General features: G+C 68.6%; 19 protein-coding genes. 9 read left to right on the top strand and 10 right to left on the bottom strand.

The features are described 5' to 3' along the window. Nucleotides 1–376: 376 nt before the first annotated feature. Genes H7J06_RS18660 through H7J06_RS18645 form a run of 4 tightly spaced genes read left to right on the top strand, consistent with a single transcriptional unit; the run spans nt 377 to nt 4,317 of the window. Nucleotides 377–1,030, top strand: coding sequence for a ScbR family autoregulator-binding transcription factor (locus H7J06_RS18660; RefSeq protein ID WP_264040518.1), 654 nt, complete (start codon nt 377–379; stop codon nt 1,028–1,030). Nucleotides 1,031–1,075: 45 nt separating this feature from the next. Further along, nucleotides 1,076–2,308 carry an acyl-CoA dehydrogenase family protein gene (locus H7J06_RS18655; RefSeq protein WP_264040517.1) on the top strand — a complete coding sequence of 411 codons (1,233 nt, stop codon included), beginning with the start codon at nt 1,076–1,078 and terminating at the stop codon, nt 2,306–2,308. After that, nucleotides 2,309–3,433: an acyl-CoA dehydrogenase family protein gene (locus H7J06_RS18650; RefSeq protein ID WP_264040516.1), complete on the top strand. Its 1,125-nt coding sequence runs from the start codon at nt 2,309–2,311 to the stop codon at nt 3,431–3,433. Continuing rightward, nucleotides 3,430–4,317, top strand: a complete 888-nt coding sequence (locus tag H7J06_RS18645; RefSeq protein WP_264040515.1) for a DMT family transporter — start codon at nt 3,430–3,432, stop codon at nt 4,315–4,317. Before H7J06_RS18650 ends, H7J06_RS18645 begins: the two co-directional genes overlap by 4 nt. Nucleotides 4,318–4,321: 4 nt before the next feature. On the opposite strand, the gene H7J06_RS18640 is transcribed toward H7J06_RS18645, so the two are convergent. Beyond that, nucleotides 4,322–4,954 carry a TetR/AcrR family transcriptional regulator gene (locus H7J06_RS18640; protein ID WP_264040514.1) on the bottom strand — a complete coding sequence of 211 codons (633 nt, stop codon included), beginning with the start codon at nt 4,952–4,954 and terminating at the stop codon, nt 4,322–4,324. Nucleotides 4,955–5,061: 107 nt separating this feature from the next. On the opposite strand from H7J06_RS18640, the gene H7J06_RS18635 reads away from it, so the two are divergent. Both H7J06_RS18635 and H7J06_RS18630 read left to right on the top strand, forming a co-directional pair. Continuing rightward, a complete protein-coding gene (locus tag H7J06_RS18635; RefSeq protein WP_372515348.1) occupies nt 5,062–5,391 on the top strand; it encodes a WhiB family transcriptional regulator in 330 nt (109 codons plus the stop codon). Nucleotides 5,392–5,422: 31 nt separating this feature from the next. Beyond that, nucleotides 5,423–6,940: an AMP-binding protein gene (locus H7J06_RS18630; RefSeq protein WP_264040513.1), complete on the top strand. Its 1,518-nt coding sequence runs from the start codon at nt 5,423–5,425 to the stop codon at nt 6,938–6,940. A 4-nt stretch (nt 6,941–6,944) separates the two neighbouring features. On the opposite strand, the gene H7J06_RS18625 is transcribed toward H7J06_RS18630, so the two are convergent. Further along, a complete protein-coding gene (locus H7J06_RS18625) occupies nt 6,945–7,754 on the bottom strand; it encodes an adenylate/guanylate cyclase domain-containing protein (protein ID WP_264040511.1) in 810 nt (269 codons plus the stop codon). A gap of 95 nt (nt 7,755–7,849) precedes the next feature. On the opposite strand from H7J06_RS18625, the gene H7J06_RS18620 reads away from it, so the two are divergent. Continuing rightward, nucleotides 7,850–8,737, top strand: coding sequence for a DMT family transporter (locus tag H7J06_RS18620; protein WP_264040510.1), 888 nt, complete (start codon nt 7,850–7,852; stop codon nt 8,735–8,737). On the opposite strand, the gene H7J06_RS32675 is transcribed toward H7J06_RS18620, so the two are convergent. After that, entirely contained in the window at nt 8,726–8,929 is a 204-nt protein-coding gene (locus H7J06_RS32675) for a three-helix bundle dimerization domain-containing protein (protein WP_372515347.1), read from the bottom strand. The genes H7J06_RS18620 and H7J06_RS32675 overlap by 12 nt on opposite strands. On the opposite strand from H7J06_RS32675, the gene H7J06_RS18615 reads away from it, so the two are divergent. Further along, on the top strand, nt 8,923–10,542 hold the full coding sequence (locus tag H7J06_RS18615; protein WP_264040509.1) for an alkaline phosphatase D family protein: 1,620 nt from the start codon (nt 8,923–8,925) through the stop codon (nt 10,540–10,542). The two genes, H7J06_RS32675 and H7J06_RS18615, sit on opposite strands and share 7 nt — an antisense overlap. 14 nt (nt 10,543–10,556) lie before the next feature. On the opposite strand, the gene H7J06_RS18610 is transcribed toward H7J06_RS18615, so the two are convergent. From H7J06_RS18610 to H7J06_RS18580, 7 genes are all read right to left on the bottom strand, one after another. Next, nucleotides 10,557–11,273 carry an MgtC/SapB family protein gene (locus H7J06_RS18610; protein ID WP_264040508.1) on the bottom strand — a complete coding sequence of 239 codons (717 nt, stop codon included), beginning with the start codon at nt 11,271–11,273 and terminating at the stop codon, nt 10,557–10,559. 64 nt (nt 11,274–11,337) lie between these two features. Next, nucleotides 11,338–12,732 carry an FAD-dependent oxidoreductase gene (locus H7J06_RS32420; RefSeq protein ID WP_264040507.1) on the bottom strand — a complete coding sequence of 465 codons (1,395 nt, stop codon included), beginning with the start codon at nt 12,730–12,732 and terminating at the stop codon, nt 11,338–11,340. Nucleotides 12,733–12,745: 13 nt separating this feature from the next. After that, nucleotides 12,746–13,603, bottom strand: a complete 858-nt coding sequence (locus H7J06_RS18600; protein ID WP_264040506.1) for an MBL fold metallo-hydrolase — start codon at nt 13,601–13,603, stop codon at nt 12,746–12,748. Continuing rightward, nucleotides 13,600–14,430: an alpha/beta fold hydrolase gene (locus tag H7J06_RS18595; protein WP_264040505.1), complete on the bottom strand. Its 831-nt coding sequence runs from the start codon at nt 14,428–14,430 to the stop codon at nt 13,600–13,602. The genes H7J06_RS18600 and H7J06_RS18595 overlap by 4 nt, the downstream gene beginning before the upstream one ends. A 14-nt stretch (nt 14,431–14,444) precedes the next feature. Next, on the bottom strand, nt 14,445–15,164 hold the full coding sequence (locus tag H7J06_RS18590; RefSeq protein WP_264040503.1) for a hypothetical protein: 720 nt from the start codon (nt 15,162–15,164) through the stop codon (nt 14,445–14,447). Nucleotides 15,165–15,174: 10 nt separating this feature from the next. After that, the gene (locus H7J06_RS18585; RefSeq protein ID WP_264040502.1) at nt 15,175–16,038 is read right to left on the bottom strand and encodes an alpha/beta fold hydrolase; all 864 of its coding nucleotides are present in this window, start codon (nt 16,036–16,038) and stop codon (nt 15,175–15,177) included. A gap of 64 nt (nt 16,039–16,102) precedes the next feature. Beyond that, on the bottom strand, nt 16,103–16,555 hold the full coding sequence (locus tag H7J06_RS18580) for a winged helix-turn-helix transcriptional regulator (protein ID WP_264040501.1): 453 nt from the start codon (nt 16,553–16,555) through the stop codon (nt 16,103–16,105). Between the two features lie 58 nt (nt 16,556–16,613). On the opposite strand from H7J06_RS18580, the gene H7J06_RS18575 reads away from it, so the two are divergent. Further along, the gene (locus tag H7J06_RS18575; RefSeq protein ID WP_264040847.1) at nt 16,614–19,343 is read left to right on the top strand and encodes an ATP-binding protein; all 2,730 of its coding nucleotides are present in this window, start codon (nt 16,614–16,616) and stop codon (nt 19,341–19,343) included. The last annotated feature ends 57 nt before the right edge of the window (nt 19,344–19,400 follow it).

Here is a 19,400-nt window from a genome sequence, read left to right as displayed (position 1 = left end):
GGTGGACGAACGATTGCGGGCGAGGTAGTTGCGCGTGTCCCCCATCCATGGAGACTCGCTGCAGCAGTTTCAGACCGAAAGTCGCCACGTCCGGTACTTTACATACTTTTAGAATGAACTGCAGCATGAAGTCACGGTTGGTTCGCCGGACCGGAACTGCACGTCGCGGACGACGCCGACGCATGGCCATCCCCGGGATGCCGATTAGCCGGCAACCGACGAGTAACCTTTACGACGCCGAGTAGTCCCTTGGGAATGACTCGCCACACGACCGGTCGGCACTCGCCATCGGGAATGCGGCCCTGTCGGGGCGAACGAACTATGATCCCGTCCAACGCCCAGAGCCTGGATGGGTCGACTGAGGAGCTACAGAAGCATGGTGCGCCAGGCTCGATCCGAGGCGACGCGTAGAAAGATCATCGACTCGGCGGTCGACCTCATCAACGAGATCGGATACCCCGCCGCCGGCTTGGGCGACATCATCGAACGTGCCGAATTGACCAAGGGCGCCCTGTACTACCACTTCGATTCCAAGGAAGCCCTGGCGACCGCGATCATCGAGGAGGGATCGGAGACGGTCCTCGGTGCGTTCCGCGGGGCGGGCCGGTCGGGGTCCCCGGCCATGGAGAACATCATCCATGGCTCGTTCGTGGTGACCGACGTGTTGAGCAGCGACAACGTGGCCAGGGCCGGGGCGCGGCTACTCCGTACCTTCGGCGGTTTCAATCCCGCCGCCAAGAGCACTCTCCGGGTCCTGGTCGACGAACTCGTCGAGCACCTCGTGAAGGCCACCACCGAGGGCGACGTGCGAGAAGGCCTGGATCCCGAGTCGACGAGCGCGAGCATCGTGGCCGGGATGCTGGGCGCCGAGTTGTTGTCGAGCGCCCTGACCGACGGGGCCGACATTCGTACCCGATTCGCCAGGAACTGGGAGTTGCTCCTGCCGGCGATCGTCACCGATGCGTCGCTGGGCTACTACCGGGAGTTCCTCGCCCGGCAAGCGGCGCGCCAGCACCCGACGTCACCGTGACGCACACCCACGGGCGGGTTGGGGCCTGAGACGACGGAGGCAAGAGTGGACCTTTACTGGTCGCCGACCGACATCGCGTTTCGCGACGAGGTGCGCAGCTTTCTCGCCGAACGGCTGACTCCAGAGCTGCAACGGGCCGGCCGCCTGATGACGAGTGTCTACAGCGACCACGAGGCCAGCCTGCAGTGGCAGCGGATCCTGAACGAACGTGGTTGGGCGGCGCCCGCCTGGCCCGTCGAGCACGGCGGTTGCGACTGGAGCTTGACCCAGCACTACGTCTTCAGTCGCGAGTCCACCCTGGCAGGCGCTCCGTCGTTGTCGCCCATGGGTATTCGCATGGTGGCGCACGCGATCGTCAAGTTCGGGTCCCAGGCCCAGAAGGACTACTTCCTGCCCCGCATCCTCACGGGCGAGGTGTTCTTCTGCCAGGGCTATTCGGAACCGGAGGCCGGGTCCGACCTCGCCGCCCTGTCCACGTCGGCGGTCGACGACGGCGAGGACCTGGTGTGTACGGGCAGCAAGATCTGGACCACCCATGCCAGCGAGGCGAATTGGATGTTCGCTCTGGTGCGCACCTCCCGTAGCGCCAAGAAGCAGCAGGGCATCACGTTCGTGCTCCTCGACATGACCTCCCCCGGAGTCGAGATTCGGCCGTTGGTCATGACCTCGGGCGAAGAAATTCAGAACCAGGTCTTCTTCGACGAGGTCCGGATACCGAAGGCCAACGTCCTCGGAGCCGTCGACGACGGCTGGACCGTCGCCAAGTACCTCCTCGAGTTCGAGCGGGGCGGCGGCGCCAGCGCGCCGGCCCTGCAGGTCATGGCCGAGGAGGTGACGACCGCGGCGACGGCGCAGCCGGGCCCCGACGGCAACCGGCTGATCGACGATCCCGCCTTTTCGAGGAAGCTCGCCGAAGCACGCATCCGTACCGACGTCCTGGAGGTTCTCGAATACCGCGTCTTGGCCACCCTGGCCGACGGCGGGCATCCCGGTCCGGCGTCCTCGATGCTCAAGATCCTCTCGACCGAGCTCAGTCAGACACTCACCGAGTTGGCGATGGAGGCCGCAGGTCCACGTGGCCGCGCCTACCAACCACACGCGACCCGGCCCGGCGGACCCGTCGCAGACTACGAACCGCCGTCGGACGGCTACGTCGGCGGAGAAGCCTGGCAGGCGGTGGCTCCGCTGCGCTACCTCAACGACCGCGCCGGCTCGATCTACGCCGGCAGCAACGAGATTCAGCGCAACATCCTCGCCAAGGCAGCGCTGGGGCTGTAGATGGACTTCCGACTCTCCGACGAACAAGAGATGCTCCGCAGCGGTCTCGACAGGTTCCTCGCCACCCGTTACGACCTCGACCGCAGCCGCGCCGCCGCCAAGTCCGGCGAGGGTTGGCAGCCCGACGTGTGGCGAGCCTTCGCCGACGAGCTGGGAATCCTCGGCGCAGCCCTCCCCGAGCGGGTCGGCGGCACCGGCGGCGGACCGGTCGAGGTCATGGTCGTCGCCGAGGCACTGGGCCGGGCACTCGTCGTCGAGCCCTACGTGGACACCGCCGTCGTCGCCGCCGGGCTGTTGCTCCGGGCGGGCGGCCGCGCGGCCACAGAGGTGGTCGAACGCATCGCCGCCGGCACGGCGATCGTCGCTCTCGCCGCTGCCGAGGAGCAGTCGGGTGACCGCTGGCTCGACCTGGCCACCACCGCGCACTCCGATCACCACGGGTGGGTGCTCTCCGGCGAGAAGATGATGGTGCTCGGCGCACCGATCGCGACGCACCTCCTCGTCACCGCCCGGACGGAAAGCGGTGTGTCACTGTTCCTCGCGGACGTGACGGCAATCGAGCAGGGTCTCGAGATGCACGGCTTCCGAACCGTCGACGACCGCCGCGCGGCGGACCTGGTGCTGACCGACGTGCGCCTGCCGCAGGATGCGCTGCTCGGCGACGAGGGGCAGGCGTGGCCGTCGCTGGCGCAGGCTCGCGACGAGGGCGCCGCGGCCGTCTGCGCCGAGGCGGTCGGCGCCATGCGACGCGTGGTTGCCGACACCGTGGCATACGCCAAGCAGCGCCATCAATTCGGCCAGCCCATCGGCAGTTTCCAGGTCTTGCAGCACCGCATGGTCGACATGCACATGGAACTCGAACAGTCCGCCGCGGCGGTGTACCTCGCCACGCTCAACCTCGACGCCGAGCCGGCGACGCGAGCGCGTGCGGTGTCCGCGGCCAAGGCCACCATCGGCAGGGCGGCCAGGTTCGTCGGGCAGAACGCCGTGCAACTGCACGGCGGGATGGGCATGACCGAGGAACTCGCGATCGGGCACTACTTCAAACGACTCACCGCCCTGCAGTACGAGTACGGCACGACCGACCACCACGTGACGCGTTACGCGCAACTCACTCGAAGGTGACCGCGCGGGGGTGGTTGCTCTTCGCGGCGATGAGCGTCATTTGGGGCATTCCGTATCTGTTGATCAAGATTGCGGTCGACGGTGTCTCGGCGCCCGTACTCGTCTTCGCGCGCACCGCAATTGGTGCCGCCGTGCTGATTCCGCTGGCGTTGTCCCGCGCCGCGTGGGCGCCGGTCCTCAGATCCTGGAAGCCGGTGCTGGTCTTCGCCTTCTTCGAAATCGTGGCGGCGTGGCTGATGCTCTCCGATGCCGAACGGCACCTCTCCAGCTCGCTCACCGGGCTGCTCATCGCGGCCTCCCCCATCATCGCCGCCGCACTCGACCGGCTGACCGGCGGCGAACGACGCCTTGGCGGCAAGCGAATCTCCGGGCTCGCAATCGGTTTGGCCGGTGTCGCAGTGCTGGCTGGTCCCGAGGTCACCGGCGGCAGTGCGTGGCCGGTCGCCGAAGTCATCTTGGTCGCAACGTGTTACGCGATCGCACCGCTCGTCGCGGCCCGCCACCTTGCCGACGTCCCCGCCTTGCCCATGACCGCTGCCTGCCTCGGTGTCGCCGCCGTCGTGTACGCCGGCCCCGCGGCCGCGACCTGGCCGTCGGAGATGCCGTCCACCCGCGTGCTGCTGGCCTTGGCGACCCTGGCCGTCGTCTGCACGGCCGTCGCCTTCATCGTCTTCTTCGCGCTCATCAGGGAGGTCGGACCCACCCGCGCGCTGGTGTTCACCTACGTCAACCCCGCGGTGGCGTTGGCCGCGGGGGTGCTGGTTCTCGCCGAGCCTCTCACGCCATGGAATATCGCGGGACTGGCCCTGATCCTCGGCGGTTCGGTGTTGGCCACCCGACGGTCCGGACCGGCTTCGGAGCCGTCGCTGGCCGCGCCGCCCTGAGACGTCAGTCGCCGGCGGGACGGCCAAGCAGCCCGTCGCGCAGCAGTGTGTCCGTTGCGTCCTGCCACCGCTGAAGCTGGGCGGGTGAGGTGAACGGCTCGGGCAGGTGGCGGTCGACGTGGGCGCGCAGGCTGATCGCGCCCACCGCCAGTACCAGCGCGTTGATGGTCGCCCAGACCAGGTCGACGTCGGGGCCCACTTCGCCGCGCTCGGCGCGCAGCTTCCACCGGGACAGGCCGACGTCCATCAGGGCGTCGAAAAGCACCGCCCCCAAAGGACTTCCGTCGACCATCGCCCGGCTGACGTAGGCCGCAACCTCGGGGTGATTGGCGATGAGATCACTGACCCTCGATCCGATGTCGGTGATCGAGTCGGCGGGTGGCTCCGGGATGGGTTGTGACATCGCTCCGATCAGCAGCGCCAGGACGTGGTCGTCGACGGCCTTGATCAAGCTCGACTTGGTCGCAAAGTGGTGCTGCACCATCCCCAGGGAGACCCCAGCCGTGGCGGCGACCGCACGCAACGACGTCGACGCGATGCCGTGAACGGCGAAGTTCGCCAGAGCGGCGTGCCGGATTCGCTCCGGACTCGACGGGGCGACCTCGTCGACCTGAGACGGCTCCGACACGGTGGTCACTAGGCAAGGGTATCAATACGCCTGTATCGTCTCTAGCCAATACATACGTATTGTCACGAATGGGTAATCGGGACTAGGTATGAGGTATGAGACGGGAGGGCCAACCCATGCAGACATATGGACGACCCATCGCCGCAGTGGGGCTGCGCGAACGAGGTGCCACGACCGGTTCGACCGTGGACGGGTCACGCCTGGGATTCCCCTGCGCCGACGATCCCGACCGGTGGACCACGTCGCCTGACGACGGCGCGAAGGCACTGTGCCGTGCCTGCCCCAGGCGGTGGCTGTGCGCCCAAGAGGCATGCCGCACCCCTGGCGCGGAGGGTCTGTGGGCCGGTGTCCTGATTCCCGGAGAAGGTCGCGGCCGGCGCTTTGCGCTGAAACAACTTGGCTCCCTCGCCGACCGTCACGGTTTTCCGGTCCGCACCGCGCAATAGGGGCGCGTCCACACGGCTATCCTTCGGCGCGATGACCAGCGCGCGGATCGACCTCATTCACGAACTGGTGTCGTCGGCGGCCGCGGACGTCCCAGGCCGCGCCGCCGTCATCGGCGCCGACGGTGCGAAGGTCACCTTCGCCGAGTTCGACCGACAGGTCGAGTCGGTCGCCGCCTGGGTGGGGGAACGCACCAAGAGGGGTGACCGGGTCGCCGTCATCGCGGACAACTCGGCGTCCTACGCGCGGCTGTACTACGGCGTTCCCCGGTCCGGGCGGATCCTGACGCTGGTCAACCAGCGGTTGAGTGCGGCCGAGCAGATCGGCCAACTCTCGGCGGCCGAGCCGAGGTTGCTGCTCGGCGACGCGCGCTACCTCGACGCACTCCCAGCGGTCGCCCGAGAGACGCCGGCGGTGCGCGAGGTCGTGACGTTCGACGACCCGAGCTGGCACCGCGCCGTGCACGAGCCGGCGTCCTCGTCAGAACCGGTTGATCCCGACGACCCCGCGTGGCTCCTGTTCACCAGCGGTTCGACGGGACCACCAAAGGGCGTGCTCCATACGAACCGGTCCGTCACCACCGCGGTACGCGGCACGGTGGCGGGCCGGTCGGTGCGCCCCGGCGGCGTGTACCTCCTGCCGTTTCCGATGTGCCACGTCGCGGGTTACAACATGCTGGTTCATCACCATGCGCGCTCGACCGTGCTGCCCGTCGCCTCCTTCCGCGCGGACGAGTTCGCCGCCGCGGTCCTCGCCCACGGCGTGACGTCGTGCTCGTTGGCCCCGACGATGCTGCACTCCTTGCTCGCCCACATGGCGGCGACCGAAACGCAGCTGCCGACGTTGCGCGACGTGTCCTACGGCTCCGCCGCGATCCCGGCCGACCTGCTCCGACGCGCGCTCGACCGGCTCGACGCCGACTTCCACCAGGGGTACGGAATGACCGAAACCGGGGGCAACGTGACGTTTCTCGGCCCCGCAGAGCACCGCGCAGGGGTCGACGCGGATCCGTCGATCCTCGCGAGCGCGGGGCGCCCGCACGACGAAGCCGAGGTGCGCATCGCGGGAACGGGTCCGGTCGGCGAGATCATGATTCGCGGTCGACAGGTCGCCGCCGCATATTGGCCGAGCCTCGAACCCGTGACCGTCGACGGCTGGCTGCCGACCGGCGACGTCGGTCGCGTCGACGCCGAGGGCCGCCTGGTGGTCGTCGACCGCATCAAGGACGTGGTCATCACCGGCGGCGAGAACGTGTCCTCCCGCGAGGTGGAGGACATGTTGTCCGCACATCCAGACGTCGACCAGGTCGCGGTGGTCGGCGTCGCCGACGAGTACTGGGGTGAGGCCATCTGCGCCGTGGTGGTGGTCCGGGCCGGCAGCGCACCCACCGCCGACGATCTGGTCACCCACGTGCGGGCGAATCTCACCGCCTTCAAACGACCACGGCACGTCCTGTTCGTGGCGGCCCTACCGCTGACGTCCAACGGAAAGGTCGCGAAGGACGCCGTGCGAGCCCTGGCACGAGCCGCGCTGAGCGGGCGCGTCGGGTAGCGAACTACCCGGCGATCGCGACCGGGTACACCTCGTAGCTTCCACTGAAGCCCTTGAACTCGACCACCTCGGCGGAGGTCACGCTGACGCCGTCGGTGGGCTCGATCGCGTCGCGCACGACGTCGCTGATCAAGATCTCGCCGCCGTCGGCGTGCCCGGCGATCCGAGCGGCCATCGCGACGTTGAGACCGAACAGGTCGTCGCCTCGCCGAACGGACTCCCCCATGTGAATCCCCATGCGTACCTTGATGTTCTGCCAACGCTCCGGCCGGGCGACAAGCTCGCGCTGCACGTCGACGCAACAACGCACCGCCTGGGTGGGGTCGGCAAAGGCCAGCATGAAACCGTCGCCCTGGTTCTTGACGACGTGGCCGTGGTGCTCGTCGACCGCCCCGCGAACGAGTTGCTCGTGGCGTTGCAACAGCGCGACCCATTCGCGGTCACCCAGGGCTTCGTTGCGCTCGGTGGATCCCTCGATGTCGGAGAACACGACGACGACGCTTCCGTCGGCCGCCAACCGCGCCAGGTCGGGACGCTCTACGCTTGCCCACCCCGCGAGATCTTCGATCGAGTTGCGAACGACTGCGCCAATACCCTTGGTACGCAACATCTCCGCCGTCTGCCACGTCTTGCGGATGGCGTACGGCGCCAGGCCGCGTCGCCTGCGGCGAACTCTGGGCGCCGGCCGCCGAGACCGCTCCAACTTCCGGCGGGCGTCCGAGAGCCGTCGCGAGGTGACGATCAGCAGGATGCCAAGGGTGACCGCAGCGGCGACGGCGACTCCGAGCAGCGTCGACAGAACGAGTTGCGTCACCGCGCGATGGTAGCCGTCGCGGGCCTCCCAATCGGCTCGGCCGCGGACGCGCTACGCGATACTGCACCGATGACTGCAGACAGTGGAGACAACCGATGCTGATCGGTCTGGCGGCGGCCCTGGTGGCGTGCTTCGGGTACGGGACGGCGTCGGTGCTGCAGGCCTATGGCGCACGCAGCGCCGCCGCCAAGGACGCCGCCAGCGGGACGGTCGGGGCCACGACGGCGACCGGTGCGCCGTCGCTCGGTGCGACGATCCGTGCCGCACTGACCCCGGCATTTCTCGCCGGGCTGGTTCTCGACGGCCTCGGCTTTCTGGGAAGCGTGGTCTCGGCGAGGCTGATCCCGCTGTTCCTGTCGCAGACGATCATGAGCGCCAATCTCGTCGTGACGGCCGTGCTGGGCGTCCTCGTCCTGAAAGTGCGCTTGCAGCTTCGTGATTGGGTGGCGATCGCCGTGGTGGTGGTGTCGCTGTGCGTGTTGGGATTCACCTCGGGCCACATCGGCGACGACGTGCCGGGGGCGGCGGTGCACTGGGCCGTGCTGGCGTTCTCGATCGCGATGGTGGGCATCGGGCTGGGCCTGATCCGGGTACTCGGCGCCCGCGGCGCGGTCGCCGCCGGGCTCGTCGCCGGGGTCTTGTTCGGGGCCATGGCGGTCGCGGTACGCGTGGTGGACGGGGTCGACCCGTTTCATCTCACCGTCGTCGTGACCGACCCGGCCGGTTGGGCGGTGGCGATCGCCGGCGTCGGCGGCTTCTACCTGTTCACCATCGCGTTGCAGATCGGCTCGGTGACCGGCGCGTCGGCCGCGCTGGTCGCGGGCGAGACGGTGGTGCCCGGCATCGTCGGCGTGCTGCTGCTGGGCGACAGCTCGGCGCCCGGCTTGGGCTGGCTGCTGGTCATCGCGTTCGTCGGCGCGGTGGGTGGGGCCATCGCGGTGGCGCTGTTCGGCGCCGCCGAAAGTGATCGATCAGGAGCGTGAGGTCGCAAGTTCCCGCCGCGCCCGGCGCTCGACGAACAGGGGAATGACGTCGCGAACGGGGCGACCGTCGAAGTCCGCGTGCTCGGGCCGAACCACCGTCGCCACCGTCTCCGCGCCACGTCCGGGTGACTCGACTTCAAGCAATCCACCAGCTGCTCGACGACGGGCACGCCTACGCTGGTCGAATGCCACTGCTGCTGGGCCCCGTCCTACGCCACGTCGGCGAGACCACTGCCAGCGTGTGGGTGCAGACTCGCTCGTCGTGCGTGGTGGAGGTGCTCGGGTGTTCGGCACCGACCTTCGAGGTGCAGGGCTGCCACTACGCGCTGGTGCTCGTCGACGGTCTCGAGGCGGGGTCGGTCACCGAGTATCAGGTGCACGTCGACGGCGAACGGGTGTGGCCGGAGCCGGATACCACCTTCCCCCCGAGTGTGATCAGGACGCGGGGCCAGGAGGCGACGGATCGTCTGCGCGTCATCTTCGGATCGTGCCGCTACCCGAAGACCGGTGACGCCAAGCTCGACGACAAGCTGGGCCTGGACGCCCTGGACTGCTACGCCGCGCGGCTGCCGTCCACGCCGGTGGACGACTGGCCCGATGCTTTGGTCCTGTTGGGCGACCAGGTCTACGCCGACGAGCTCACCCCGGAGGCCCGCCGCCACCTGGCCGGGCGTCGGTCCGGCGGTCGTCGCCCACCGGACGAAGTGGTCACCTTCACCGAATACGAAGGGCTGTATCGGCACACCTGGGGCGATCCGGAGATTCGCTGGATCCTGTCCACGATCCCGACCGCGATGATCTTCGACGACCACGACATCAGGGACGACTGGAACACCTCCGGCACCTGGCGCAAGGAGGTCAACACGAAGCCGTGGTGGCGTGACCGGATTCGGTCGGGCCTCGCCTCGTACTGGGTCTACCAACACCTCGGCAACCTCAGCCCGAGCGAACTGGCCGACGACGAGGACTTCCAGAAGGTGCTCGCCGCCGAAGGCGACGTCTGGCCGCTCCTGGTCGACCTCGCCGACCGGGCTGACACCGAGGTCGACGACGACAAGGGCCTGCGCTTCAGCTACCGGTGGGACCTGGGCCGCAGCCGATTCATCATGGTCGACTCCCGCAACGCCCGGATCCTGGACTCCGGTGATCGAAAGATGTTGGGCAACAGGGAGTTCGCGTGGCTGAAGGAGCAGGTGAAGGCCGCACTGGACGAGGTGGACCACCTGGTCATCGGCTCGTCGCTGCCGTGGTTGCTGCCGCCGGCGATCGGTGACGTGCAGATGGTCAACGAGCGCGCGGCCAACCGTCCGGGCCGGCGCGGCAAGCTCGCCGAAACCGTCCGGCAGGCGGCGGACTTCGAACACTGGGCGGCGTTCGCCGAGTCCTTCTTGGAGCTGAGCCACCTCATCGTCGACGTGGCCACCCGCGACTCGGGTGCCCCGGCGACGGTGTCGGTGCTCTCCGGCGACGTCCACCACAGCTACGTGGCGCGCGCCGACATCCCCGCCGCGCGGGCGAGCGTGCATCAGCTGGTGTGTTCACCGGTGCACAACTACGTCCCGTGGTTCGTCAAGCCGGTCTTCAAACTTGGCTGGTCCCAACGGCTCGCCCGAATCTCCAGACGGTGGGCGCGGCACAACGGCTGTCCCCCACTGCCGTTCGCGTGGAGCGACGTCAACGGACCCTTGTTCGGCAACACCCTGGCCACCTTCCTGACCTCGGGTCGAGACGCGGAGGCCATCTTCGAACAACCGCGCAGTTCAGACGTCCTCGACGAGGTCGCACGGGTTCCCCTCACGGGCTGACCCGGCACGAGACGTCACCGCGACCAGTCTGCGGCGCTTTCGTGGGCGATGCTCCAGCGCACGGAGGTGACCCCGGGCCGCGGGCTCAGTGCCCGGACGGCGTCGACGGCACTGTCGTCGTCACGGGCCGCGGTCAGGAACTCGGCCTGCAGTCTCACCGAGTCGGGGCCCTGCGCGCGGTCCAGGTGAATCGCCCGCAGCTGAAACGCCGCCGGCGGCATCGCCTCGGACAGCAGGGCTCTGAGCTCCTCCTCGACGGCCCGTTGGCATACGACCTCGAGGACGTATTCGGCCGGCGTCGCGTCACGTCGCTTCGAGTGGGCCCGGTCCATCCTGGCCCCCAGTGGTTGCAGGAACCAGTTTCCGGCCACCACGATCGCGGCGCCCGCCAAGGCCTCTCGCCACATCCAGGCGCCGGCCAGCGCGCCGACCGCCGCGGTCGCCCACAACGTCGCCGCGGTGTTGAGCCCCGTCACCGACAGCCCCTGCTTCATGATGACGCCGGCGCCGAGAAACCCCACCCCCGAAACGATTTGAGCTGCGACGCGAAGCCGGTCACCGGTCTGGTCGAAGCTGTAGGCGCTGAGGATGAGAAACAGAGCCGACCCCATGCTGACCAGAGCCATCGTCTGCAGTCCGGCCATCCTCGAGCGCCACTGCCGTTCGAAGCCGATCACGACACCGAGCACCGTCGCCAATCCCACCCTGATCAACAAGTCGACGGCCAACACGCATCGGATTCTTCACCCCTCGTGACCGTTCGTCCGTCGGACACGCACGGTGGAAGGCGACGGCTCAGGCGAGCGCACCGAGGAGTTGGTTGAACGCCTCGGTCATGGACGGGTGGGTGTAGATCTCGTCGCGCATCTGCGTGGCGGTGATGCCGTGGCGCATCGCCAGCGACACCACGTTGACCACCTCGTGGGAGTCGTAGCTCAACAGGGCCGCGCCCAGAATCGCGTCGTCGTCGGCGTCGACCACGACCTTCATCATTCCGCGGGCCTCGTCGACGATGCGCGCCCGCGGCACCGTCGCCATCGAGGCGACCGGCAACGCCGCGACCCGCACCCGACGCCCGGCCACGCGGGCGTCGCGTTCCGTCAGACCCACCCGCGCCAGCGGCGGCGTCATGAAGAGCGTGTACGGCACGGCCCTTCGGTCCGTCGTGCTGCGCGTACCCGATCCGACGAGCTGGTTGAGCACGATCCGGTAGTCGTCGAGAGAGACGTAGGTGAATTGCGGCCCACCGTTGACGTCGCCCATCGCGAACACGTGCGGCTGGCTGGTGCGCAGGTGGTCGTCCACGGCCACCGCCCCGGCGTCAGTCAGGGCGATGCCCGCCGCGTCCAACCGCAGTCCGTCGACGACCGGCCGCCGTCCCGCGGCCACGAGGATGACGTCGGCGTCGACCGATTCGAGCGCCCCGTCCCGGCTGTAGGACACCGTTGCCGGTGCGCCCGCGCCGGTCCGGACCTCGTGAACCTCGGCGTCGGTGACGACGGTGACACCGTTCTCGCGCAGCAGGTCTCGAGCGCACGCGGCGACGTCGTCGTCTTCCTGACCGAGGATTTGGGCGTGACGTTCGAGCACGGTGACCACCGAGCCGTAGGCGGCGTACATGGCCGCGAACTCCAGGCCGACGTAACCGCCGCCGAGGACCACGAGACGTCGGGGCAGCTCCGGCGTCGCGAGCAGGTCGGTGCTGGTGACCATCACGCCGCTGTCCGTCAGCCCAGGCACGTCGGGGATGCGGGGTTGCGACCCCGTGCTGACGACGAGGTGTTCGGCGGACACCACGACCGTGCCGCCGCCGTCGACGAGAGTGACCTGCACGGTGTGCGGGTCGACGAATTCGGCCCGCCCGGTGAGCACCGACACCGACTCGATGCCGTCGAGCATGGCGAAGTTGTCCGCCCGTAGCTTCGCGGTCAGCGCCAGCTCGGTCTCCACCGCCCGGCGGTACGCGGCCGGGCTGCGCTCGCTCAGCTGTTCTGCTTGGTAGACAAGGGACTTCGTCGGTACGCAGCCGATGTTGATGCACGTGCCGCCGTACATCTGCGCGAACTGTTCGATCATCACCACCCGCCGCCCCTGCCGCCCGAGGGTGGCGGCCAGCGTCTTGGCGCCCTTCCCGAACCCAATCACGGCGAGGTCGGCCGCAATGGCCCGGTCGTCGCTCGCTTCTGTCACTGATCTCTCCTGGTCATGCCGGGAACTGTGTCATCGCCGCCGCGTACAGGGTGTAGGGATTGCCGAATTGGGCGTACGTCGCCATCATGGCGTTGACGACGTCGGCCGCGGTGCCCGCCTCGGTGACGGCACGGTCGAAGTCGAGGAGGTACCGGCGGGACTCGTCGAGGATGCGGCGTGCATCGTCGTCGGGTGCGCCGGGATCGCGGTGCCCGGCGATGATCGTCCGTGGTTCTAGCGCCTCCAGTGCATCCAGGGATGCCAGCCATTGCGCACGGCTCTCGGGCGTCGACCCCCACAACCACATGTGAATGCCGTTGTAGGCAATGTCCCCGCAGACGACGACGTCCAGCTCTGGCACGTGGACGACGGTTCCGGTGACGCCGTCGGCGCCACCCACGGCGATCACCCTCAACGAGTGGCCGTCGAGGTCGATCGAACCGTGCGGATGGGTCTCGGGAACGGTTGCGGTGGGATCGAATTGGCCGTCGAACCACGAGTTCCAGGTTGCGATGGACGCGTCGGTGGTTTGGAGTCGCGCCTCGTCGACGACCTCGGGCCGTGACACCAGGCGGGCCGACGGGAACCGCCCGAGCAGTGGGCCCGCACCGAAGAAGTGATCGGCGTGGCCGTGCGTGACGTAGATCAGCTCGAGGTCCGCCGAGGTCACCTCCGGCACCCACCGGGCCAAGCGCTCACCCTCGGCGATGGTCAGCAGGGCGTCGACGAGCACGGCGTGACGCGGCCCGCTGATCAGCGTGGCGGTCGTCGCCGGCCACGTGGCCTGCCGGCTCTGGTCCCAGCCGGTGACGCCGCCGTGCGGAATCGGCTTGTAGTCCGACGTGAAGACGTCGACGGTCAGAGTGCTCATCGCAGGAATCGGTCGACTTCGTGGGCGAAGTCATCGACGTGTTGGAAGAGGAAACCGTGCCCGGCGTCGCTGTAGAGCACGACCTTGGCGTCGGGCAGCTTCTGGGACATGGCGTAGGTGGCGTAGGAGTTGATCATCACGTCGTGGGCACCGTTGGCGACCAGCACCGGCAGCGTCAGCTCGGCGAGGCGGTCGTAGTACCCGGCGAAGGCGCCGATGGCCGTGAGTTGGCCACGGTAGGTGTCGTCCTGAACCGCGGCGCGGGACTGGCTCAGCCGAACGTCCAAGCGCCGCAGGGAGGCCAAGCCGGCCGCGCGCGCACCTTCGGTCTCGGGGAAGAACAGGTGCAGATAGTCCTCGTCGTCGTTGACGGCGTGGGTCAGGATCTCTCCGACCTTGGCCGACGGGTTGGGTTGGTCGGGCACGCCCGCCGGCGTGCTGCCGGCGACGATCAAGCGCCGCACCAATTCTGGTGCGCCGAAGGTGATGCCCTGGGCGACGATGCCGCCGAGCGACCAGCCCAGGACGTCGACCCGTTCGAGACCGAGTGCCCGGATGAAGGCGATGCCACCCTCGGCGAGGCCGTCGACGGTCGTCGGGGCGGTACCGCTGGAGAGACTGGTGCCCCGGTTGTCGAACACGATGACCTCACGCTCGGCGGCCAGGTCGTCGAGAAGTGCGGGGTCCCAGTGGTCGACGGTGCCGCGCAGCCGCATGCACAGCACCAGCGGCACGCCCGAGTCGGTGCCGAAGCGGCGGTAGTGGAAGCGCTCGCCGAGGGGCCCGTCGACGTAACGGTCCTCGGCCTGGTCGGACTGGCTGAACACTGTGGATTCCCTTGTTAGTCGACGACGACGTCGGTGAGTTCGATGGACACGACGAGTTGTTCGTGAATCGGGTGGTTGTCGGCGTCGCGGACGTAGATCATCCGGGTGCGCGGTATGACGACGCCGGCGACGTCGTCGAAGTCCGAGACGTAATGGGCTGCGGGTGAACCGCCGGCGATGTCGACCTGGTAGTCGCGGCGCTGGATCAGGCCGTCGTCGTCGACGTAGAGCACCTGGTGCGGGCTGTGGGTGGCGACGGTGTCGGGATAGCTCACGTGCAACCGTCGCCACCGCTTGCCGTCCTCGGTCCAGGGCTCGCCCTCCTCGGTGCGCACCCCGGGGAGCAGCAGGTTGAACGGTTCCGCCGTGTACGTCCACATGGCGTACCCGGTGAAGTACGCCAGTTGCAATGTCGTCCATGGCGTTTCGAGGGTGTGACCGGTGAACGACGAGCGCGGGTCGTCGAGCACCTCGACGACGTCACCGTCCAGTGTCTCGATGCCCACCCGGTCGGGGGTGTAGGCGGACTTGAGATCGGGCGCGGTGAACGGCCGCAGCGAGGTGCGCTGGTCCTTCAACCACACCGTGATCTCGCCGTCGTCGACGATTCCCGGGACCTGTTTGATGTCCCAGATCGCGCCGCCGAAGCGCTTGTGGGCGCTGACCGACGTCAGCTGATTCCAGCGGTCGAGGCCCCCGTAGGCCTGCAGCGTCGTGGTGAGTAGGTCTGTCACGGTGGGCCCTTCAGCGTCCGAGGAACTGACGGATGTGGTGGCCGAAGTCGACCGGGTACTGGTCGAGGAAGCCGTGGCCGGAGTCGGGGTAGATGCGCAGCTGAGCCCCTCGAATCCGCTCGGCCAGCAAGTAGCTGTTCTTCGTCGACATCATGGTGTCGTTGTCGCCATTGGCGACCAGCGTGGGCTGCGTGATCGCCGAAAGCCGCTCCAGCTTCGAGGATTCCGGAATCCCCCAGGTCATCAACGCCTGATACTGGGCGTCGCGACAGGCCAGCGTGGTCTCGGGGTCGCGATCTTCGGTGCGGGCGTGGGTGCGGGCCAGGTACTCCCAGCCGCGCTGGACGCTGGTCTCCGAACCGGAGAAGAACAGCGCCAAGAAGTTCTCCGGGGTGATCACGTCTCCGCAGGCATACTCGTAGACGTCGTCGGACCAGCGGTGCAGATCAGGGGCGCCCTGCGGGGCAGTGCCGGCGAGCACGAGGCGGCGGGGCAGCCGTGGCCGCACCAGGGCGATCTCCTGGGCGATGTGCCCGCCAAGTGAAAACCCAAGTAAGTCAACGGTCTTGAGACCCAAGGCGTCGACGAAGCGCAATGCGTCGCGGGCCATGGCCGTGACGTCGACCGGGGTGGTTCCGGTGGATCCCCCGACCCCGGGTAGATCCACGGTGACCACCTCGCGGTCGGCGGTCAGCACGTCGAGCAGAGCGGGATCCCAGTAGTCGAGGTTGCCGCGGAAGTGCTGCAGCAACACCAGCGGCGGCAGCGAGGTCGACGGTGTGCCGAAGCGTCGATAGGCAAGGGTCTCACCGCCGACGTCGACGCGCTGGTTCGGCGCGTCCGCCGTGGCGGTGCGGTCAGTCGTAATCGTCATGCGACCACGATGGCGGATGGGCCCGCCCCGGGGTATCCGTCAGATGACTGCGATCGGGTCCCCGCTAGGGCGCGGTCCGGTCCACCAGGGTGACCTCTGCCGAGCGCACGCGCTGACCGTCACGGCGACGGAACGCGACGCCGACCGGTTCGCCGGTGGCCGCCTCGACGAAGCGGTAGTCGCTGCTGTCGGCCCTGGCGAGGTGCACGTGCCCCCACTGGCCGATCGCCGCAACCACCGAGATCAGGTCGTGCCCGGCATCGGTCAGCACGTACCGGCTGCGTCTGCGGTCACCGGCCACCTGGTAGTCGACCACCTCGAGCACGCCGCCGGCCACCAGCTCACCGAGGCGGGCGCTCAGGACGTCGGACGCGACGCCGAGCTGGTCGCGAAACTCCGAGAACCGCGATCGTCCCAGGAGCGCTTCGCGGAGGATCAGCATGGCCCACGGCTGCCCCAGAAAGGACATCGTGCGCGCGATCGGGCACACGTCTTCGGACCACGCATTGCGTCGCATTTGCCCATCATAACTAGGTTGGCGTGCCAAACTCAGCTCTGGTAACTTCGGCCCGGTGATGGTTGGCCGGGCGACGGAACTCGCGATGGTCACCGAGTCCCTCGCGGCGGTGTCCACCCACGGCGCGGCGCTGGTCGTGGACGGCGACCCCGGGATCGGCAAGTCCACACTTCTCGACGCGGCCATCCTGTGGGCGACGGCCAACGGGTACGGCAGGCTCGGCTGCTCCGGGATGCAGAGCCAGACCGAGATCGGGTTCGGCGGGCTGCACGAGCTCCTCCACCCGCTGCTTGCGCACGGTTCAGCCCTGCCACCGCGTCAGAAGTCGGCCCTCCTGACCGCGTTCGGACTCGAGGACGGACCCGCGCCGGACCGGCTGTTGGTCGGCCTTGCCGTGCTTGGACTGCTCGAGGAAGCGGCCAGCCGGCGACGCCTCCTGTTGGTCGTCGACGACGCCCAATGGCTGGACCAGTCGACCCTCGACGTGCTGACCTTCGTCGCGCGTCGGCTGTCCAACGCGCCGCTGATGATGCTGTGTGCCGTGCGGACACCCCTTGACGGCTCGACACCACCGCTGGACGGGTTGCCCCGCCTGTCGCTGGGTCCACTCGCCCGCGACCAGGCCGCGGAGCTGCTCGCCGAGACGCTCAAGACCGTGGCGCGAGACGTAGACGCCTATGCCCGGCGGCGCGTCCTCGAGCAGGCTGACGGCAATCCCCTGGCAGTCATCGAACTGGCCGCCACGCTCGGCGACGACGGTGCCGATGCCGCGCTCTTCGCCGGGGAGCCCTTGCCCACCAGCCGCCGCGTGGAACGTGCCTTCCTGACCCAGCTTGGCGCCTTGCCCGACGAAAGTCGGCTACTTCTGTTGCTGATTTCGGCGAGTGACGGCGTCGTGACCGAAATCAGCAGCGCTGCAAAGTGTCTCGGTTTGGACTTTGCCGAGCATCTTGCTCCGTTGGAAGCCTCCGGCTTGATTACGCTGCGCGGGGGCAAGATTCGGGTACGGCATCCGCTGATTAGGTCGACCGCCTACGGTGCCGCGGCGCTGTCGTCGCGGTCGACCGTGCACCGGGCGCTGGCCGACGCGGTCACCGATCCGACCAGTGCAGCTTGGCATCGGGCCGAAGCGGCGTTCGGGCCGGACGAAGACCTCGCCGACGACCTCGAGCGGGCCGCGGATCGCGCTCGGGCCCGCGGCGCCGGCGCCGAGGCCACGGCGGCGCTGCGACGCGCGGCAATGCTGACTCCCGCGCTCGACCGTCGCGTCGAACGGTTGGCCGCCGCCGCCGACGTGGCGCGGAGTTCGGGGCTGATCGAGGAGGCCATCAGAATTCTTGAGGAGGCTCAGCCGCTCGCCGAGTCGGGTGCCACCGGCACCGAGTTGGCCGTCACGCGGTTCGTCCTCAACGCGACCGCGGCGATCCCCGGGCCGACGGCGAGCGAACTCCTCGCGCTGGCGGGCAAGCAGGTCGACGGAGATCCGCGGCAGCGGAAATTGTTGTGGGCGGCCGCAATCGAATGTCGCATGCATGGCTTGGCGGAGGAATCCCGCCTGGACGTCGTCGCAGCCATCCGCCGCGCCGACGATCCGTCGGATCCGCTGCTCGCCATCGGCCTGGCGTTGGTCGACGACGTCGGCGAGGGCGCGCACGTGCGGGCCCAGCTACCGCATCTGATCGCTGCGGCCGAGGACCAGCCGCTGCTCCTGCTGTCACTGGGCATGGCCGCCGAGGCGGTCGCCGATCGGGACAACGCCCTGAAGTGCTACGCCAACGTGCAGAGGCAGGCTCGCGCGAGCGGCTCGCCGGCCAATGAATGCGAGGGGCTGCGCGGCGCAGCGAACATCCTGTTGACCCAGGGGCGGGTTCGCGCCGCCATCACGAGCGCGGAGAACGCCCTGCGCATGGCCACGGCAATGAACCTGCCGGTGACGTCCGGATCGGCCGCGGCAATCCTCTCCCGTGCCCAGGCGTGGCTCGGGCAACCGGATCAGGCCCGGCACACGCTCGACCGCGCCCGTCAGTGGCTGGCCCGCGACCCCACGATGCTGTGGCACGACGACGTCCACTGGGCGGCCGGGTTCGCGGCGTTGTGCGAGGCGAACCACGCCGAAGCCATCGACCATCTACTGAAGATGTCGCTGCATCGCACCAGCACGCGGTGGGCGATCGCCGACATCGCCGAGGCGGCCGCCGGCTGCGGTCGCGCCGAAGCGGTTCGACCGCTCGTCACCGCCACCGAGGAACAAGCCAATGCGCTTAGCGTGAACAGCTTTCTCGTGCACCGAGCCCACGCCCTGGTCGCCCGGTGCGACGTCGACGCCGAGCATCACTTCACCGCGTCGGTGGCGGCGCAACGCGGTCCCGCCGCTGACTTGGAGGCGGCCCGCACGCATCTCCTCTTCGGAGAGTGGCTGCGTCGCCGCCGTCGCATCGTGGACGCCCGCGCGCACCTCTCGGTCGCCTTCACCGCCTTCGACACCGCCGGGACGACGTCCTTTGCCAACCGAGCGGCGAGCGAACTGCGCGCTGCCGGCGGCACCGCGTCGCTGTCGCAGGCCGGAACTGCTGCGGCGGTCATCCTGACATCACAGGAACTGCAGATTGCCCACATGGCCGCGTCGGGGATGACCAACCGCGAGATCGCCGACCGCATCTACCTGTCGCACCGCACGGTCGCAGCGCATCTGTACAAGGTGTTTCCCAAGCTGGGGATCACGCGACGCAACCAGTTGCACGCCGCCCTTGGCGACATGTCCGAAGTGGCGGTTGGGTCCGAGCGGTGATCCGCGCCTACCCTTGGTAGCCGCACTAACGAAGTGCGGTCATCCAGGGAGCGTGCA

Source organism: Mycolicibacterium hodleri (assembly GCF_025822245.1).
GTDB lineage: Bacteria > Actinomycetota > Actinomycetes > Mycobacteriales > Mycobacteriaceae > Mycobacterium > Mycobacterium hodleri.
Note: the sequence above shows the minus strand (reverse complement) of the source record. Positions and strands in the feature narration are given on the sequence as shown.

Bases quoted from the DNA above. Each gene is read 5' to 3' on its own strand.
- H7J06_RS18660 (WP_264040518.1), top strand. From the start codon at position 377: ATGGTGCGCCAGGCTCGATCCGAGGCGACGCGTAGAAAGATCATCGAC.
- H7J06_RS18650 (WP_264040516.1), top strand. From the start codon at position 2,309: ATGGACTTCCGACTCTCCGACGAACAAGAGATGCTCCGCAGCGGTCTC.
- H7J06_RS18635 (WP_372515348.1), top strand. From the start codon at position 5,062: ATGCAGACATATGGACGACCCATCGCCGCAGTGGGGCTGCGCGAACGA.
- H7J06_RS18630 (WP_264040513.1), top strand. From the start codon at position 5,423: ATGACCAGCGCGCGGATCGACCTCATTCACGAACTGGTGTCGTCGGCG.
- H7J06_RS18620 (WP_264040510.1), top strand. From the start codon at position 7,850: ATGCTGATCGGTCTGGCGGCGGCCCTGGTGGCGTGCTTCGGGTACGGG.
- H7J06_RS18615 (WP_264040509.1), top strand. From the start codon at position 8,923: ATGCCACTGCTGCTGGGCCCCGTCCTACGCCACGTCGGCGAGACCACT.
- H7J06_RS18600 (WP_264040506.1), bottom strand. From the start codon at position 13,603: ATGAGCACTCTGACCGTCGACGTCTTCACGTCGGACTACAAGCCGATT.
- H7J06_RS18585 (WP_264040502.1), bottom strand. From the start codon at position 16,038: ATGACGATTACGACTGACCGCACCGCCACGGCGGACGCGCCGAACCAG.
- H7J06_RS18580 (WP_264040501.1), bottom strand. From the start codon at position 16,555: ATGCGACGCAATGCGTGGTCCGAAGACGTGTGCCCGATCGCGCGCACG.
- H7J06_RS18575 (WP_264040847.1), top strand. From the start codon at position 16,614: ATGGTTGGCCGGGCGACGGAACTCGCGATGGTCACCGAGTCCCTCGCG.